The following is a 17,134-nucleotide window of genomic DNA, read 5'->3' as shown; positions in this document are numbered from 1 at the left end:
TTTGGAGAAAACAGTAAAAATTTATAATGACTCTTTTGAAAAAGTGTTAACCGACATACCCAAGTTAAAAATGTTGGATTTTGATGAAGATGGTGTGGAAGTAGTGGTTAATTCACAAGAAATGAGTGGTAGAGATGGTGTAGGACTTTTGGGTCCTGCAAGTTTCGGTGCTTATAACTTAATTATCCGTTTATTCTATACTGGTCAAGATACTAAGGATTATAATCTATTAAAACAAAAATTGAGGTCTCTCTTGTTTAGGAGGGACCCTTATTTTGTAGTTCACTCTGATATGCCAGGGAAAAAATACGCTGTTTATTGTGATGAAAATGCAATCACAGATGTTGGTACAAGGTATGGAGAATTTGAAATATCTTTTGTGGTTTATAAAGGTTATTCAGAATCACTATTAAACACTGGTGAGTTTAGTTTGGATAAAGCTGACAAGTGGCAATTTGAGAATGGTCACATGGCGAATAGCAATATCAAATACAAACACACAGCTTCAAGTTTCAGAATCTATAACGGTTCAGATGATGCTATTAATCCTATATTAGGTTATGAAATGAAAATTAAGGTTAATACAGAGGCACCTCATGGATTCAAATTAATTAATCATACAACTGAAACTGAATTCGAGTATAAGAAAGCTATCAAGAAAAATAGCCAACTTATATTAGACGGAGTATATCCATTGATAAACAATAAACGAGTGGGCGTAGATACTAATTGGGGTTGGATTAACCTAGATAAAGGTTTTAACGATATAGAAATAACAGGTAAGAATTTAGGAAGTACAACGGTAGAATTTATATTTAATTTTGTATATAGGTAGGTGAAAGTATTGTATCAATTAATTTTAACAAATAGAAAAGGAACATTAGCAGAAATCATTACAGATTTTAACTATGGTTCTTTCAAATATGAATATTCTAAGAATGATGAAAGGTCAATATCTTTCACTGCTTATAAAACAAATAAGAATGCAGATGTGTTTAATTCGATAGTAAACGAAATGATAGTTATTTATGAAGGTCAAAACTATGTGATTAAGTCTACTGATATAAATTATGACGGTGTGGTTGTTAGTGTGGATGTAGTAGCAAAACACATTTTTATGGAATTTCAGAATCATTATATTCAAAAGGATAGTGAAGATGAAGAATTGAATAATGAAGATAAGACGGGTTCAAATGAAGAAAATAAACCAACTTTGACACTTGAGCAATATTTAGATTTCGGTTTCAAAGGTAATAAATTAGATTTCTCATATCAGATAAAAGGTAAGTTTACTCAACGTGTAGCCATTGATGAGATGGGTAATAAGAATGGTCTCGAATATCTCACAGAAGGTGCAGAACTGTTTAACTATATTTATTATGCTGATAATAAGAGAATCACTATTTATGACGAAGCAAATTTCTACGAACTGTCACAGGAGCCAATTATATACAAATTAAATAATAGTGAAGTACAAGCAACTATTACTACTACTGATCTAAAAACTTATATACAAGGATATGGTAAGAAGAAAGATAAAAAGTCTACTAAGAATTACAACCCTATTAAACCAAAAGATTTTAGTTATTCAGGAACATTTATTAAAGATGGGACTTGGAGAACTGAATCAATTGGAGCTAGCTACAGCAAAGAGATTAACTGTAAATGGGGTAATGAAACACTTGAATGGACACTTAAGAAAATGTCTAAAGGTGGGATAGTAGAAGTATTCCTAGATGACGATTTAGTAGGAACATACGAATGCTATAGTAAGACAGCTACAAGTGAAAAGATAATCATAGCTAAAGGTTTAAAGAAAGGTACTCATACTTTTAAAGTTCGTTTCAAATCTGCCAAATCGGGAGTAGATTATAAGAAATCTAAACCTTACATGTATGTAGGCACTGAGAAGGCTACTGTATTGAATTTAACAGCAGTTCTTAAAGGCAGTGATATATATTACACATATGCTGAGTACAAGAGTCCTAACTTTGATGCTTTTGGATTTGCAGAAGCTCCTACAGTGTTTGATGATAATGCATTAGATAAGGCTGAGTTGTTAGAAAGTATTAAATCACAATTACAAGATGAACCCACTGTAGAAGTAAGTACAAATTACTTGGGTAACTGGGATATTAAAGATAATAATTCAATGAGATTCATTCATGAGCCACTAGGATTCAATACGAATTTGAAAGTAGTTAAAATCACTAGGTCACACCCGTATTTAAACCAACCAGTAGAAGTAGAATTTAGTAACGCTAAAGCAGACTTTATTCAGATACAGCAACAAACAGCTAGAAGAATGAAACAAGTAAATAATCTAATCAAAGGCGGTTCACTAAATAGTGGGTCGTCTTTTACTATGCCAGAAAACTATTCGGATATTGTGGGGGTGACGTTAACAGATGGCTAGTGTACCGCATAGATATTTAAAAGATAATGACGGGGAAGATTATTTCCCAGTAACACATGAGGACGCTATCATATGGAAAAACCCATTGGAAGATGAAGATTTAACAGGGATAGCCGGTAAGGTAGCAAAGTTAGAAACGTTAGTTTCAGAACAAGACAAAGCATTGAAATTACATGATGCAACGATCGGGGATATGGTCGGAGATACAGGTTGGATTGATATAGATGTACCAACAACTATGAAAAATAAGGCTGTAGGAACTGGATTTAAATGCGGTATTAGAGAGGTTAGAGCAGGTAATAGCTTAACACCGCGTATGTTTGTTGTACGTTCTATTAGATTGAACGTCTCTAATATCACTGAGAAGAGTATGCAAATAGCTCAACTACCAACTGGATTTGTTACAAATAACCAGTCATTCATGGCTAGAGGTCAAGGCTATAGACACCCATTAACTATTGAGTGTTTGAAAGATGGGAGCGTAATGGCTTTTGTTCATCCTGAAGATCAAAAACTGACTAACTGGGTGTATCAAGAGTTTACTTGGCTAGAATAATGAAAAGGAGCAATTTATAGATGAGACTATATACAGACTTTCCTATTGAATTAGGGCAAGATTATAGATATAAAACAGTTGAGAACTTTAAAAATTTATTAGATGAACATAAAGCAAATAAGAAGAACTTTGAACATCACAAGACTGAAGAGAAACATGCACACAAAGCTAAACAAATTGATTATAAACTCTCAAACGTTCACGATGAATTACAATATCAAGATGGACGCATTGAAACATTACTTGTAGGTCATAATGGTGATGGAGTAGAAGAAGTTAAAGATAGTAGAACAGCTTTAGATGGTACCAATCAAAATCTATTGTCACAACGATTAAAATATGATTTTGAAAATATAAACAAGAAGATTGATGATAATTATAATTACCTCAACAAGAAAATCGAGCGTATTGTGAACGTTAATGATTACGGTGCAGATCCAACAGGTGCACAGCTTTCTGATGAAGCATTTAAAGATGCGTTAGGTTCAGGTAATGTGCATGTTCATATGACAGCAGGAACTTACAAAATTAAAGATGGTATTAAGTTACCAAGTAATACAGTGCTATCAGGTGAAGGTATAGATATTACAACTATTGAACTATCTGATGACTCTCCTAGAAAAACAGTAACAATATCTAATAAGGAAATGGACGGGCATGCTCATAATATTGCTACTAAAGACTTTACTATACATGGTAACAAAGCTAGGTTTGATGAGAAATATGTGAGTGGTGGAGTTCAGTACAATCATCCAGCTCCTAGTGGCGGTTCCCTTTCATCTAACTTGAGATTTGCAGGGGTTAAATATGGTTACGCTTATAATATTAAATCTATAGATGCTTTACTTCATGGTTTTGATATAACACACGCAAGTGATGTTTATTTCTATGAAGGCGACGGTGTACGAGTTAATGAAGAATTAGAAAGTAAGTATATCCATATTGATAACTGTGAGTCAGTTGGACACGGTGATGATGGAATTACAACTCACGCATCAAGGTATCTTAACATTACTAACAACGTATGTCATGACCCTAAAAACTATCACGGGAATAGTAATGGTATAGAGGTAGACGATGGTTCACAACACGTATTCTTAGGTAATAACAATACGTACAATAACCAATGCGGTGTCGAAATAAAAGCACATGCTGAAGCTAATGCAGCAGCAATGGTTGTAGTAGATGGTCATGTTTCTTATAAAGATAATCGTTCATATGTTGTAAGACATATCGGCCATCACAAAGCTACAGACCCTAAATCTAAAACAGCTAAAGATGTAATGTTTAATAACATTGTTTCATTATATCCTTGGGAAAATGGAGTATATCCAACTTGGACACCTAGAGCAATGGTTATTTGTGCTTATGAAAACGTATCAGTTAATAACTTCACTGCGATTGGAGATGGAACATTTACTTCAGGACAACCAGCTATAGCTGTTCAATATAGGGCTGAAAACGTTCAACTACACAATATTAATGTTCGTGGATTTAAGAATGCATCTGCTGATATTAAGATATATGGTGGAGATAACAGACCTAAGAAAGTTACATTTAGTAATATTAATATTCACAAGTCTTCTAATAATATCGGCATTGCTGGTGGTGCAGGAGTTTATGATACTAAGATAATCGGAGCTAACTTAATTGGTAACGGTACAGGAAATGCTATTGAAATGTATAACTCAACTACAACTATCATGGGTGTTCAACATGAAGGTTATACAAACGGTGCAGTTATTATGAAAAAGACTTACAAAGACGTTCCTACTGCTTTACGTGGAGGATTAGTAGCCGGTTCAACAGGTTCCGGAGCTATATCAAAACGTTCTGTTGTTCTCGCTTCTACTGGTGAATCATTTGCTTACAGTGACCGTTCTTGGTTACTTGGTGCTGGTATGAAGTCAGAAGCATACGGTTCACGTAGTGGTGTAATGAACTCATTGGAATCTAAAACTTCTCAAGGAAATTACTCACAAACTATTGTTAACTCTCGTGGTGTTAAAACTGAAGATAACTACATGTTTGCTATGGGTTATGGCACTGGTGGAGCTAAGTATGAGAATACTAGATTCCAAGTTAAAGGAACAAGTGGAACAGTTAAAGCCAAAGGTACGATTACAGCCGGACATGATTTTGGTGACTATGCTGAGTATTTTGAATCACAGTCAGGTCAAGCAATGCTTAACGGAACTATCGTTACTTTAGATGGTAGATTCATCCGTAAAGCTAACTCAAATGATAAACCAATAGGAGTTATCTCAGGTACAGCCGGAATAATTCTAGGGGATGCAATGTTCCATCATAAAGATAAATTCTTAAAAGATGAGTTTGGTGTAACTCAAACTAGAGTAGAAGTTAAAGAGTGGCAAGATGATGAGGGGGAATGGTACTCAGAAGAGGTAGAAGTTCCTATTCCTAACCCTGATTACACTGAGAAAGATGAACAGTATCTTTCACGTGCAGATAGACCGGAGTGGAACGTGGTAGGTTTAATGGGACAAGTCTTCACTAGAGTAGATCCTACTGTATCAGCTAATGACTATATCAAACCTAATAAAGGTATTGGCACAAAAGATAATAATAACGGTTACTACAGAGTGTTGGATATTACAACACCTTACGATATTGAAAAAGGATACGGTGTAGCAGTCGTATTAGTAAAATAGGGGGAAAATAAATGGCTAATGGTATAGATAAAAAAGCCTTATTCAATTTAAAATCTGAACCTTATTTAAAACCAATCTCTGATTTAGGGGTTGGTTTTTATAATTTAGATGAAAACACAGCAATACTAAGATTTCAATTAAGTAATACTAAAGGGCCACTATTAATTCACAATAATAATCTCACAGCCTATGCTTACTTTGAATCAGCTAATGGAAGTACCTCAGATGTAATTGAGTTAGATATAGAAGACCCTAATAATGGAATCGTAACGATCACTTTAGATAAAGAGTTTCTACAAGCTTCTACATCTACAAAGGTTAAAGGTCAAGTTTATATTGGCGTGAACAATGTAAGTGGGAATCCTGGATACAACGAAGTGGCAGTGTTTAGAGAATTTACATTCGAAGTAGCAGGTGCATTAATAAACAAAATTTCATCATTTACTAAGATTGAATATATTCGTATGTTTGACCAATTGAAAATGCGTATTGAACAAAAAGTGAAAGATATTGAAGAAGCTATTGCAAATGGTGCAGATTATGTTGCTGAAATGAAGTCAGTATTACAACAAGGTATAGAAACAATTACAAAACTTGTCGATGATAAAAAGTCAGATGTTCAAACCTATATCACTCAAGCTAAAGCTGATTTAGACACTACTAAGAATAGCACAATAGGAGATATTACTACTCTATCAAATAATGCTAAATCAAGTGTACAGGATACAGCAGACACTTCTATTAACAGTATTACAGCTAAAGCTACAGAAGCTACTGAACATGTAGATACTAAAGTTGCAGAGTTTAATCAAACAGTAGAGGATAACGGTTTCCTTACTCCTGAAAAGCTTACAGAAGACCTAACGGCTTTAGAATGGCAAAAATACAAATGGTCCAATGATGATGGAACAAGAATATATATTAGTAAAGAAAATATGATTGATAAAAACATTAATAGTTTTGACCCTGGTCTTTATGAGTTAGTTGCAAGTGATGTTTCAGAATCTAACGGATTACCAGCAGGATTTAATAGCTATATCATGCAACTTGATGTAACAGCATCAACTAATAGTAGAAAACAATTCTTATTAAATATTAGTAGTAGAAATAAAAAGTTTTCAAAAACTATTCACACTGATGGAGTAGAAAGTGATTGGGAAGAACTTACAAACGCACAGAATGATACAGGTTGGATTCCATTCACTATTACAAACGGTGGTAGAACTAATCCAGCTTATGGTTACGGCGGTTCTCGTAACGGTTTTGGATGTGCTTATAGAACTGTAACTATTTGAACATTGACACAGAAATTTTTAAGAGTGAATGCAGACACGGTTGTTCATAATCAGTACATTGCCCAATTACCTGCTAACTTTGCTAAGAATCCTCAAGTTGGTTTTATAAGAGCTCCATTAGCTCACAATGGTACAAGTATTCTTGTTGAGAATGACGGTTCAGTTAGATTGTATATAGGTAACGAAACAGAATGGGAAGCAAGCACTAGTAAATACATTTACGGTGAGATTAGTTGGATAGATTAAGGAGGTTAAAAAGATGTTTAAACAAGTGTTTTTATATAACGGTACACCTTATTTAGCTTACATGAATGAAGAGGGTGAATATGACTATCCTCAAGACGAATGGACAGATGTGGCTCCGCCTGAAGGTATTTACTCTCCATATTACTTTGATGGTAATGAATGGATAGGCGCTACAAAAGAAGAATGGGAATCTCATAGACCTGAAAAGGAACCTCATATTCCAAAGGTGAATGAAATAATGTTAGCACAAGCTCAAATGCAAGTAACCAAGACAGCTAATCAATTAGTTAAAACTCAAAAGGAACAAGCAGAAACATTAACAGAGTTAACTAAGAAAGAACAGCGACTAAAAGAAATTGAAGAACTACAAGCACAAACAATGCTTGAGATTGCCAAATTGAAAGGGGAAAATTAATATGTATCCAGGATTCGATTCTATCAAATATTTTTATGACATTAACTGTTACACAAACGAGGACATTCAAACGTATGTTGAGCTAGACGCATTGACTAAAGAACAGTATAAAGAAATCACTGGAGAAGATTACCCAGAACAACCACAAGTTTAGGCTTGTGGTTTTATTTTATAGAAAGTAGGTGGAGAAAATGGAGGAAGTTACAGTGAAGTTTACAGAGACAGAAGCATTTCATACCTTTATTTATGCTGGAGATTTAAAATTATTATATTTTTTAATGATATTAATGGCATTAGATATAGGTACTGGGATTGGTAAAGCAATTAAAAATAAAAATTTATGGAGCAGAAAAGCTTTATTCGGTTTTTCTAGGAAAATATTTATATTCTTCATTGTTATTCTAGCAAATATAATTGATCAAGTACTTGGATTAAACGGTGGACTTGTTGTATTGACTATATTCTTTTACATGGCTAATGAAGGATTAAGTATTGTAGAAAATTGTGCTGAAATGGGAGTTCTCATACCTAAAGAAATATCGGAAAAATTAAATGTAATTAAATCAACGAAAAACGATACAACAGATAACTTAAAAAATGATTTTATAAATGAAAATAGTACAAAAGATGAGGAATCGTTACGGAAGTAACGGCTTTTTTATTATGAAATAAGGAGATGTTTTATATATGAAGAAACAAGATGGAGTTAAATGGGCAGTTAAAAATATAGGAAATAGACTTACTGATGATCAACCTTATGGTGCGCAATGTGCAACATTTATTATTGAGTTTACTAAAAAGTATTGGAATGTTCACCCACAAGGGCACGCAAAAGACTTTATTAACTATAAATGGCCTAAAGGATTTCAAGTTATCAAAGGTAAAAATCAAATACCACAACCTGGAGACATCTTTGTGTTTGGTGGGAAATACGGACATACAGGTATAGTTACAGAAGCCAACGGAACATACTTTAATAGTATAGATCAAAACTTTTATAACGCTAATTTAACTAAAGGAAGTCCAGCAGCATTTGTTGAAGACCATGAGTATGGTGATTTCTTGGGTGTAATTAGACCACCATATGAAGATGATGAAAAAGGTGCGGTTTCTAAATCAACTAAGATCCAAACGATTAATCACACTATTAATTATAAGATGTCTAAACGTAGCGGTAGTGTGAAAGGTGTTGTAATCCATAACACGGCAGGTAATGCATCTGCTAAACAAGACTATAAGAGCCTAAGTAACGCATCGGTATCAAGATATGAAGCAGGTATTGCTCACTATTATATCGATAGAAATACAGTATGGCGTGCGATTGATACGTATAGTGTAGCTTGGCATGTGGCTGATGCTAACGGTAATAATAGCTATTTAGGTTATGAAGTTAACGAGTCAATGAACGCTAGTAATAAAGACTTCATGGCAAACGAACAAGCAACGTTTAAAAAGGCTGCAGCTGATATGTTGTACTATGGATTACCAGTTAACAGAGAAACGGTAATGCTCCATAATCAATTTGTACCAACAGCTTGTCCACATAGAAGTATGGCACTTCATACTGGATTTGACCCAGTACGACAAGGTATAGCACCTCAAAGTGTTAGAAATCAATTGAAAGATTACTTCATTCAAGAGATTAAAAAATATTACAACGATCCATCATTAAAAGCTGGTGCACCTGCAAGTGATGATGTGCCAGATAAATCTACTATTCCAACAGAAAAAGAACAATCTAAACCCGCTAATGAACATGGTTCATCAGTTGGTAATGGATGGAAAAAGAATAGTTGGGGAATTTTATGGAAGAAAAAATCTGCTTCATTCACGTGTAAAGTTTCAGAAGGTATTGTTACAAGATATACTGGACCTAGTTTACACAATCCAATTGCTGGTGGTTTAGAATACGGTCAAACAGTTAATTATAGTGAAATACAAGATTATGAAGGATACATCTGGATTAGTTGGGACGTATACAGTGGTGCTACAGTGTACATGCCAATAGGTAAATCAGATGGCAAAGGTAATAGAGTTGGCAAAGCATGGGGCACATTTAGTTAAATCATGTAGCGTTGGTAACAACAATATGTTAAGTTAAAGGAAGACATTTGCAAGGGGTTGCAAATATTTTGATACACTATTTTAGAAAGGCATCTCTTTGTGAGGTGTCTTTTTTAAAAAGAAAGGAAATAGATAATGATGAAAAAATTCTTGGGTATATCAATATTATTAGCAATAAGTTTTATAATAGTAGCTTGTGGTGCTTCTGGAAACGAAAAAAGCAATAAAAATGAAAGTACTAACACTGAAAAGCAGACTAGCAAAGAAGCTCAAGTAAACACTTTATACGGTGAATTAACTATAACAAGCGAAAAAGTAAATGGTTCGTTTTATGACTCGGAGAATAGAACGAAGTATATAATTGACTCTGAGGGTAATATCAAAAAAATTATAGATAAATCTAATAAAGAACAATCACCCAAAAAATTTATGCAAAATGATGCACAAAAAACAAAAAATATTTCTGAGAACGTAAATAAATACCATTCAAAATCGTTAAACAAGGATTATAAAGTAATTCAAAAAAAAGATGTATTAATTGTCGTTCCATATAAATAATATCTTGTTGGAATAAGCGGAATATTCTGATGATATAATAACTATCTCTTTGCTAATGAATTTTAATCAATTTAGTATTTTCAATAAAAAGATGTCACTTCGGTAGCATCTAACAGGTTTTAACGTTACTCTTCATGAGTGGCGTTTTTATATTATTGTTCCAATAGATATCGCGAATGTCATTAACTCCAATTTATTATTTTACAACCACTCCAAGAGGGGGTAATTTTTTGTTTAGTAACTATAATAAAGTGGTAATGTATAATTACAATTGTTGTTAGACATATTGTCGCTACGTTTAAGTATATGTAGGGTAGGCACCGTCATGTGCTTGCCCTATTTTTTTTATTGCATTTTTAATAGAGAATTGTTATCATTTAGTCACTATCTAATATTTATTTTGTTTAGATAGTGTTATTACTAAACTGCTCTTTAATAGTGGTATTTAGAATGAATCTTTTTCAAATGCCCTCCTATAATAATTTATGATTAAAACCCGCCAACATGGCGGGTTTATTTTTTTTATATAAACAAAAAAATTTAAACGAAATAAAAAAACAAGATATACTTTACTCTAAAATATTTTTATAATTACTTCATGTCCTTCTTGTAATAATGGTTTTTGTTTAATTTAACCAAATAAGGGAATAAAAAGTAGGCACATGGATTTCCCTCGATGTGTAAAAATATGTTCGTCACTCTTAATTGAGTGGCGTTTTTTTAATTTCTAAATTTACTGATAAGAAAGGATGGATTAAAAACGAAAAGTATTAGAGTAGTATTAAGTGTAAATAATATGTTAGTGTGGATATAGATATTTTCAGCCAAAATATCGGACACTTTCTTAGCTAAGACATCTCTTACGAGGTGTCTTTTTTATTGTATTATGAAAATTACGCTTATAGACACTTTTGTTATTATGTATTTGTCATAATAAAACAATCACATTTTACGTGGTTGTTTTTTATTATTACTTGTAATATATAGAATATTCTGATAATATGTTAAATAGCCTTTCATATTTCAATCTTTTTTAAATTATTAGTTTTATATCCATTGGGCGACTCGGCGCCTTTTTGAATTAATAACGGAGTGTATGAACTAACGCTTTCTAAATATCTTTATATTGACGCCATTTTGTCCAAGTGGCGTCTTTTTTATTGCTTAATACGAACAAGTGTTCCATTATATTTATGAGGTGAAAAAATGGTGGTTAACCCAGACGCTCCAGATGAATATGAATATGAATATGAATCCGATTATCGTAATATACCACGCGAATTTTTAAATCCACGTATACCCGAAGGTAGAGGAATTGTTAAGTGGAACGCCTTTTCCACAATGCCTGAACAGCATGAGCGTTTGAAAGAATATGTGCAAGACCAAAATATAATAGAAAAGCCTGAACTAAGCGATGACCAATTAAATATTTTAAATGATACATTGATATTTAAAATGTACAACGATCCAGTGATAGAAGTTAGGTATTTTGTAAAAGGTTTTATACAAATAATTGAAGGTTACATACACAAAGTAGATGTACATGAGCAATTACTCTATTTATATGAAGAAACTGGTTTAAGTAAGGTAAATTTAAAGGACATTGGGGAGATAAATTGAAATAATATTTTGTTTTGTTAAGTAGTTTTGTGGTAAAAGAACTGTAATGATTCTAGGAGGTAATGTTGATGAAGATAAAAAGCTTAGCAACTTTAACAATGTCTGCAGTATTATTAACTGCATGTGGAAATGGATCTTCAGATAGTGATACTAAATCTGAGAGCTCAAGTAATAAAGATGCAGATAAACAAGTTATTGCATTAGATAAAATCAAAACAAGTCCTAAAGACGCTGTAAAAAAAGCGCAAGATGTATATAGCGGACAAAACCTAAAAGGTATTTCTTATGAAAAGAGTAACGGCGAATGGGCTTATAAAATTGAACAACAAAAATCAGGAGAAGAATCTGAAGTGATAGTATCTGATAAAAATAAAAAAGTGTTAAATAAAGAGACTGAAAAAGAAGATTCAATAGATAAAAAAGAAGAATTTAAATATAAAGACGCCATTGATTATAAAGATGCAATCAAAAAAGGTCAAAAAGAATTTGATGGCGATATCAAAGAATGGTCGCTATCAGAAGATAACGGTAAACTTGTATATGATATGGACTTGAAAAAAGGAAAGACTAAACATGAAATTAGCGTTGATGCAAAAAATGGCAAAATACTAACTAATGAGCAAGATTAATGAATTATTTACACCCACCTAAATGAGTAGGTGGGTGTTTTAAAATTCAAATAATGAATAGAAATGAAATGTTTAAAGTAATTATAAAAGGGAAAAAGTTTTTGGAAGATTACAACCTTCCCTTTACCCCTACTTTAATTAGTGGGGTTTTTTATGCTGAGAAATGCATTGTGTTGCATCGAGAAGTGATAAGTAAGGTGTGTGGTTGATTGCGTGCGTAAAGAAAGCCACCAAAATAATATGATGGCTTGGAAATTGAAGAAAAAGAAAATTTAGCCCCCTGGCTTAAAGAACTCACTTATCTTAGGTGATACGTTTTTATCTACATTACCATTCGGCGATTCATCTAAATTGAAAATAAGATAATACTCATCCTCATCTAGTATAGATTCAATTTTCTGAGTGAATTCTAGCTTATCAAGTTCGCTTTTTACTATCCAAAGGGATTTTTGCACGCGAATAGGTTCTGTTAATAAATTAAGGAACTTACTTAATTCATTATAGTTTTTCTCGTCATTATTTAAATCGTAAGCAATAGCATATCTATTCATGAATTACACCTTCCTTCGTTAGAATTATTACTATCATAACAAAAATAATCTGATAATTTAAGTGTGAGTGTTTTGATAATTTCATTATGTATAGAACGTACCTAAGAACATAAGAAAGCCCATCTAAATTAATAGATGGGCGACGTTAATAAAGAAATTGATATAAAGCAATCTTACTTTATTAATAATTGTTGTTTTGTATTTCTAATATTTTTATCCCTTCTGATTTTTCAGGTTCTTCGAAGAAATTAGTTACATAATTAAAAGTAGCTTCTGTATCAAAATTTTTTCTTTCAGGTTCTTCTTTTTGTCTTTGTTTTATTTGTTCTAGGCACTTTTGATTATTAACGTTTAGATATATAAGTCTATGATTTGCATTGATTTCATTTGCTATATTTAACAACCATTGTCTTTGATTCTTAGTGTTTCCTGGAAAATCCATAACAACATTTGTTCCTACATTTAATATATTTTGTATATGTTTTTTTATTAATGGTTTTATTTGTTTTGAAAAAATTTGATAATCTTCAAATGTCTTAATTTTATTTGGGTACAGACTTTCAAGCCATTCATCTTCGGATAATAAAACTGCGTTTTTTTCTTTTTTTAATTGTTTTGATTTTGTTGTTTTTCCTGCACCCATTTTTCCTGTTAAAAAATATAAAGTTCCTAAATTATTCAAATTGATGTCCCCCCAATTTTTCTTCTTGTCATGATACTAATTATATGAAAAATTGTATTAACAAACAACCCACCTAAATAAATAGGTAGATAAGTGTCAAATACGTGTCAAAATGGTTCAGTTTCTTTCTATTTATTCCGAAAGTAAATAAGTTGAAATGCTTTAGTTATGCGTTTTTAGGCTTTGTCCTAAAGTTAGATTTATCCCTCCCAGGACACTAAAGCAATAAAACTACATACTTTTTGAAAGTAAGAACCCCGTAACTACGGGGTTCTTTTTTTATAATCCTATACTTATCAGTTTGAAATATTTTAATCACGATGTGGAAAAAAGGTCGGCAGAAATAATAATCAGTAGACTAAAAATTGTAGTAAAACAATAGCTAGCAAGTTGGATAGATGGTGGCTAATATCATTATAAATCAGATAATGCCTATAAAATATGGATTGACTCCTAGAAAGGCGTAACATTGACTGATTATGAAATGTTGATGATTGTCATGACAATCATTGGCTTAGTATTAGTTAGTAAAAATGACCATAAAAAATAACCATCTCTAGCTTTGGCGAGTTGTAGATGGTTATTAAATAACTATTAAACAGCCACCGTCTTTTTAACGGGCTTACTTGGGCGATACACTTATGTATGTTACCCTTTTTTATTTTATAAATTAACATAACATAAAAATATAATCAAATTCTATGAGCCGACACGTTGTGTCGGCTATTTATTATGAACGTTAGTAAAAGGATGTAAAACAGTATGTGTATGGTTTATTAAATATAAGATTAACGCAATACAATTAAAAAATTAAGAGAATTGTATTATTTATAGTTTCATAATACAAAAAGGGAGGTATAAATTAAGAGAGAATCATTTTATACATGAGTATTATTATAGTATCTATAATAATACTCATACCAAAAGTTAAATGGTATGAAGTTACTGAAAAGAAATCTTTAATTATTGCTCGTAGGGGTGCTAGTGGTTATAAACCTGAACATAGTTTTTTATCGTATGATAGGGCAATTCATGAAAGGAATATTGACTATTTGGAACTGGATTTACAAATAACTAAAGATGATAATTTAGTAGTTATGCAGTTGGAGTTTCGTATAAAATAATAGATCGTGAGCTTATAGAAAGTATTGAAAATAATGCTATGCAAGTACACGTATTTACAATAAATAGTAAGAATGACTATAAGTTCTTGAAAGAAATAGGAGTAAAAGGGTTTTTACAAATTATGGAGACGATATTGTAAAGTGATAAACAATTAATAGACATCATAAATATAAGGGAAATGCATATTCTAATTATAATTTATACATGAATGATTAGCGTTTTAAAATAACCCCCTTTAAAGTGTTGTGTATTACTAATATATGTTATTTTGAGGTAGTAGTTTTTAAAATGTTAATAAATACATAACAACCGATTTTATACACATTTAAGAATTTAATTAATAATATAATGAAAACTAAATACTAAATCATCTAAAAGGGGAATTAGGAATTGGAAAAAATGCTGTCTATCATTGTACCAGTGTACAATAAAGAATTATTTCTTAATGAATGTATAGAATCAATTGGGGCATTAACTATTGATGAATATAAAATTGAAGCGATATTTATAGACGATTGTTCTAGCGATAACTCATTAAAAATAATTGAAGGATATAAAAATAAATACAGTTTTTTAAAACTTATTAAATTAGAAGAAAATACAGGTAGTCCTGCTGAACCTAGAAACGTGGGTATTAAAAATGCGGATGGGAAATACATAACTTTCCTTGATGCAGATGATTGGTTAGATTCAACTGGTTTGCCGACGCTGTTAAACCAAGCGGAAGAGAATAATGCGGATGTTGCGTTTGGGCAGAGCATTAAACATACAGATAAAGCAATTAGCAAATTAGGAAGATTTACTTCATATAAAGTTGCGAACGATTTAGTACCATATGAAATCAATAAGATTTTTAGAGCAGTAGGGCCTCCAGGGAAAATTATTAAAAGAGATATCATTGTTGATAATAAAATAGAATTCAAGCATATGAAATTTGGTGAAGATAAATTGTTCTTTATCAATGCGATTTCTAAATGTAAAACAGGTTCTATGAATTCAACGCCAGTTTACCACGTGAATAGATATTCATATAATCAATCACTTGTTGGTGAAACAAATATTATAGAAAAAACACAATTTAATTTATTAGTACTACAAGAAGTACTGAAATTGGAAATACCTCAGCCTGCAGAATTTCAATCATTAAGTCGTCTTGTAGAAGTAGATTTCATTTCTAGATTATTTAATAATAAAAGGTTTATAAAAAGTGGAAATAAAGAAGAGTTCTATAATCTATTTCAACAAATGCTAGACACTTTAAATGAGCATGATAAAAATGTTGAAGATTATATCATTGGAGATAAATATAAAAATATTTATCAAATGCTTATAAATAAAGAATATGAGAAACTTTTTGATTTTATCGGAATGTTATTAAAAGGTGGAAAAGCAGATAGATATGTGAAAAATAATCAAATTTATTTTTTAATGCCAGAAACTGTAAAGGGTTATTTACCAATGAAAGAAGAAATGTTTGCAGTTTATGAAGGTACACACCTCATTGATGATGAATTAAGAGAAGTTATAAGAGTTTATAAAGCTCCAGAAACTACTATTAATCAAGTGTTACTTACTGAAACGAATTATGAGCTCAATGCAATCGAAGTTGAATTCTCTGAATTGGATAATCGATTATATGTAAAAACTAAAGATTTAAGTAAGTGTGATTTTGATTTTAATATCAATTTAATCCACGATAAATATAAGAAGTATACAATTAATATGAATTTACCTAACGCAACCCCGACGCTTAAACTCAACAGACAAAATTTCAGATCTGAATTTATTGTAAATGATAAAAAAACTGAATCACTTGATAAATACTTTACTTACAATCCAATAACGATTACTATAGCGAAAAAAGTCAATTTATATAAAGATGTTGAGTTTAAAGAGCGTGCAGATGAAACTGTTGAAATAGGTGAAATAATAGAAATTAAAGATATTGGCTATACTAAAAAGAACACACCAAGGCTTATCACTGTTGAGGGATTTGTGTTAACAGCAAATCAAAAATATATCCATTGCGTAGCTACAAGTAATGCTCATAAATATATCTATGAGAAACCCAAAACTGTAATAATTTTAAAAGATTGTAAAGAATATCGAAATAGGGATTTTAGTGGAGAAGCTTTGAAAGAGCTTAAGGAAAATGAAAAAGTAGCTATTCAAAAAGTAGTAGTTTCTTCAAAAGGTACGCCACGACTTAAAACAATGAATGGTACATTTATAACTGCAAATCGAAACTTTGTTAAAGAAATTTAAATGAAAAAGAAACTGTGACTTTATAGTTGTCGAAAGGAGA

At 31.6% G+C, this 17,134-nt stretch carries 17 protein-coding genes; 15 read left to right on the top strand and 2 right to left on the bottom strand.

The features are described 5' to 3' along the window. The first annotated feature begins 1 nt into the window (after position 1). The 13 genes from M4L39_RS07940 (at position 2) to M4L39_RS07880 (ending at position 12,471) form a co-directional block, all read left to right on the top strand. Positions 2–835, top strand: a complete 834-nt coding sequence (locus M4L39_RS07940; protein WP_253721356.1) for a phage tail domain-containing protein — start codon at positions 2–4, stop codon at positions 833–835. Between the two features lie 9 nt (positions 836–844). Then, a complete protein-coding gene (locus M4L39_RS07935; protein ID WP_156393418.1) occupies positions 845–2,416 on the top strand; it encodes a prophage endopeptidase tail family protein in 1,572 nt (523 codons plus the stop codon). After that, positions 2,409–2,972: a hypothetical protein gene (locus M4L39_RS07930; protein ID WP_057511930.1), complete on the top strand. Its 564-nt coding sequence runs from the start codon at positions 2,409–2,411 to the stop codon at positions 2,970–2,972. The genes M4L39_RS07935 and M4L39_RS07930 overlap by 8 nt, the downstream gene beginning before the upstream one ends. A gap of 20 nt (positions 2,973–2,992) precedes the next feature. Beyond that, complete coding sequence (locus tag M4L39_RS07925; RefSeq protein WP_277581550.1) at positions 2,993–5,644, top strand: peptidase G2 autoproteolytic cleavage domain-containing protein; 2,652 nt, start codon at positions 2,993–2,995, stop codon at positions 5,642–5,644. 11 nt (positions 5,645–5,655) lie between these two features. Next, entirely contained in the window at positions 5,656–6,939 is a 1,284-nt protein-coding gene (locus M4L39_RS07920) for a hypothetical protein (RefSeq protein WP_277581549.1), read from the top strand. Positions 6,940–6,942: 3 nt separating this feature from the next. Then, positions 6,943–7,185, top strand: coding sequence for a hypothetical protein (locus M4L39_RS07915; RefSeq protein ID WP_277581548.1), 243 nt, complete (start codon positions 6,943–6,945; stop codon positions 7,183–7,185). Between the two features lie 13 nt (positions 7,186–7,198). Next, positions 7,199–7,600 (top strand): hypothetical protein, encoded by a 402-nt coding sequence (locus M4L39_RS07910; RefSeq protein WP_057511933.1) that lies wholly within the window; start codon positions 7,199–7,201, stop codon positions 7,598–7,600. Between the two features lies 1 nt (position 7,601). Continuing rightward, positions 7,602–7,754: an XkdX family protein gene (locus tag M4L39_RS07905; RefSeq protein WP_082587045.1), complete on the top strand. Its 153-nt coding sequence runs from the start codon at positions 7,602–7,604 to the stop codon at positions 7,752–7,754. Positions 7,755–7,806: 52 nt separating this feature from the next. Continuing rightward, positions 7,807–8,250: a phage holin family protein gene (locus M4L39_RS07900; protein ID WP_431197629.1), complete on the top strand. Its 444-nt coding sequence runs from the start codon at positions 7,807–7,809 to the stop codon at positions 8,248–8,250. Between the two features lie 37 nt (positions 8,251–8,287). Beyond that, a complete protein-coding gene (locus M4L39_RS07895) occupies positions 8,288–9,664 on the top strand; it encodes an SH3 domain-containing protein (RefSeq protein WP_057511935.1) in 1,377 nt (458 codons plus the stop codon). 135 nt (positions 9,665–9,799) lie between these two features. Continuing rightward, positions 9,800–10,222, top strand: coding sequence for a hypothetical protein (locus M4L39_RS07890; RefSeq protein ID WP_057511936.1), 423 nt, complete (start codon positions 9,800–9,802; stop codon positions 10,220–10,222). Between the two features lie 1,206 nt (positions 10,223–11,428). Further along, positions 11,429–11,842 carry a YolD-like family protein gene (locus M4L39_RS07885; RefSeq protein ID WP_057511937.1) on the top strand — a complete coding sequence of 138 codons (414 nt, stop codon included), beginning with the start codon at positions 11,429–11,431 and terminating at the stop codon, positions 11,840–11,842. A gap of 68 nt (positions 11,843–11,910) precedes the next feature. Continuing rightward, positions 11,911–12,471 carry a PepSY domain-containing protein gene (locus tag M4L39_RS07880; RefSeq protein WP_057511938.1) on the top strand — a complete coding sequence of 187 codons (561 nt, stop codon included), beginning with the start codon at positions 11,911–11,913 and terminating at the stop codon, positions 12,469–12,471. A gap of 272 nt (positions 12,472–12,743) precedes the next feature. On the opposite strand, the gene M4L39_RS07875 is transcribed toward M4L39_RS07880, so the two are convergent. Further along, complete coding sequence (locus M4L39_RS07875) at positions 12,744–13,022, bottom strand: hypothetical protein (protein WP_057511939.1); 279 nt, start codon at positions 13,020–13,022, stop codon at positions 12,744–12,746. Positions 13,023–13,203: 181 nt separating this feature from the next. After that, a complete protein-coding gene (locus M4L39_RS07870; protein ID WP_082587046.1) occupies positions 13,204–13,704 on the bottom strand; it encodes an AAA family ATPase in 501 nt (166 codons plus the stop codon). Between the two features lie 884 nt (positions 13,705–14,588). On the opposite strand from M4L39_RS07870, the gene M4L39_RS07865 reads away from it, so the two are divergent. Next, positions 14,589–14,828, top strand: a complete 240-nt coding sequence (locus M4L39_RS07865) for a glycerophosphodiester phosphodiesterase family protein (protein ID WP_431197628.1) — start codon at positions 14,589–14,591, stop codon at positions 14,826–14,828. A 400-nt stretch (positions 14,829–15,228) separates the two neighbouring features. Next, positions 15,229–17,094: a glycosyltransferase family 2 protein gene (locus M4L39_RS07860; RefSeq protein WP_277581644.1), complete on the top strand. Its 1,866-nt coding sequence runs from the start codon at positions 15,229–15,231 to the stop codon at positions 17,092–17,094. Positions 17,095–17,134 lie beyond the last annotated feature (40 nt).

The organism is Staphylococcus equorum (assembly GCF_029531845.1).
Taxonomy (GTDB): domain Bacteria; phylum Bacillota; class Bacilli; order Staphylococcales; family Staphylococcaceae; genus Staphylococcus; species Staphylococcus equorum_C.
The sequence above is the reverse complement of the archived record's forward strand: the minus strand, read 5'-3'. Positions and strand labels throughout refer to the sequence as shown.

Coding starts and splice junctions, on each gene's coding strand:
- M4L39_RS07920 (WP_277581549.1), top strand. CDS start 5,656: ATGGCTAATGGTATAGATAAAAAAGCCTTATTCAATTTAAAATCTGAA.
- M4L39_RS07875 (WP_057511939.1), bottom strand. CDS start 13,022: ATGAATAGATATGCTATTGCTTACGATTTAAATAATGACGAGAAAAAC.
- M4L39_RS07910 (WP_057511933.1), top strand. CDS start 7,199: ATGTTTAAACAAGTGTTTTTATATAACGGTACACCTTATTTAGCTTAC.
- M4L39_RS07860 (WP_277581644.1), top strand. CDS start 15,229: ATGCTGTCTATCATTGTACCAGTGTACAATAAAGAATTATTTCTTAAT.
- M4L39_RS07880 (WP_057511938.1), top strand. CDS start 11,911: ATGAAGATAAAAAGCTTAGCAACTTTAACAATGTCTGCAGTATTATTA.
- M4L39_RS07885 (WP_057511937.1), top strand. CDS start 11,429: ATGGTGGTTAACCCAGACGCTCCAGATGAATATGAATATGAATATGAA.
- M4L39_RS07930 (WP_057511930.1), top strand. CDS start 2,409: ATGGCTAGTGTACCGCATAGATATTTAAAAGATAATGACGGGGAAGAT.
- M4L39_RS07925 (WP_277581550.1), top strand. CDS start 2,993: ATGAGACTATATACAGACTTTCCTATTGAATTAGGGCAAGATTATAGA.
- M4L39_RS07895 (WP_057511935.1), top strand. CDS start 8,288: ATGAAGAAACAAGATGGAGTTAAATGGGCAGTTAAAAATATAGGAAAT.
- M4L39_RS07905 (WP_082587045.1), top strand. CDS start 7,602: ATGTATCCAGGATTCGATTCTATCAAATATTTTTATGACATTAACTGT.
- M4L39_RS07890 (WP_057511936.1), top strand. CDS start 9,800: ATGATGAAAAAATTCTTGGGTATATCAATATTATTAGCAATAAGTTTT.
- M4L39_RS07865 (WP_431197628.1), top strand. CDS start 14,589: ATGAGTATTATTATAGTATCTATAATAATACTCATACCAAAAGTTAAA.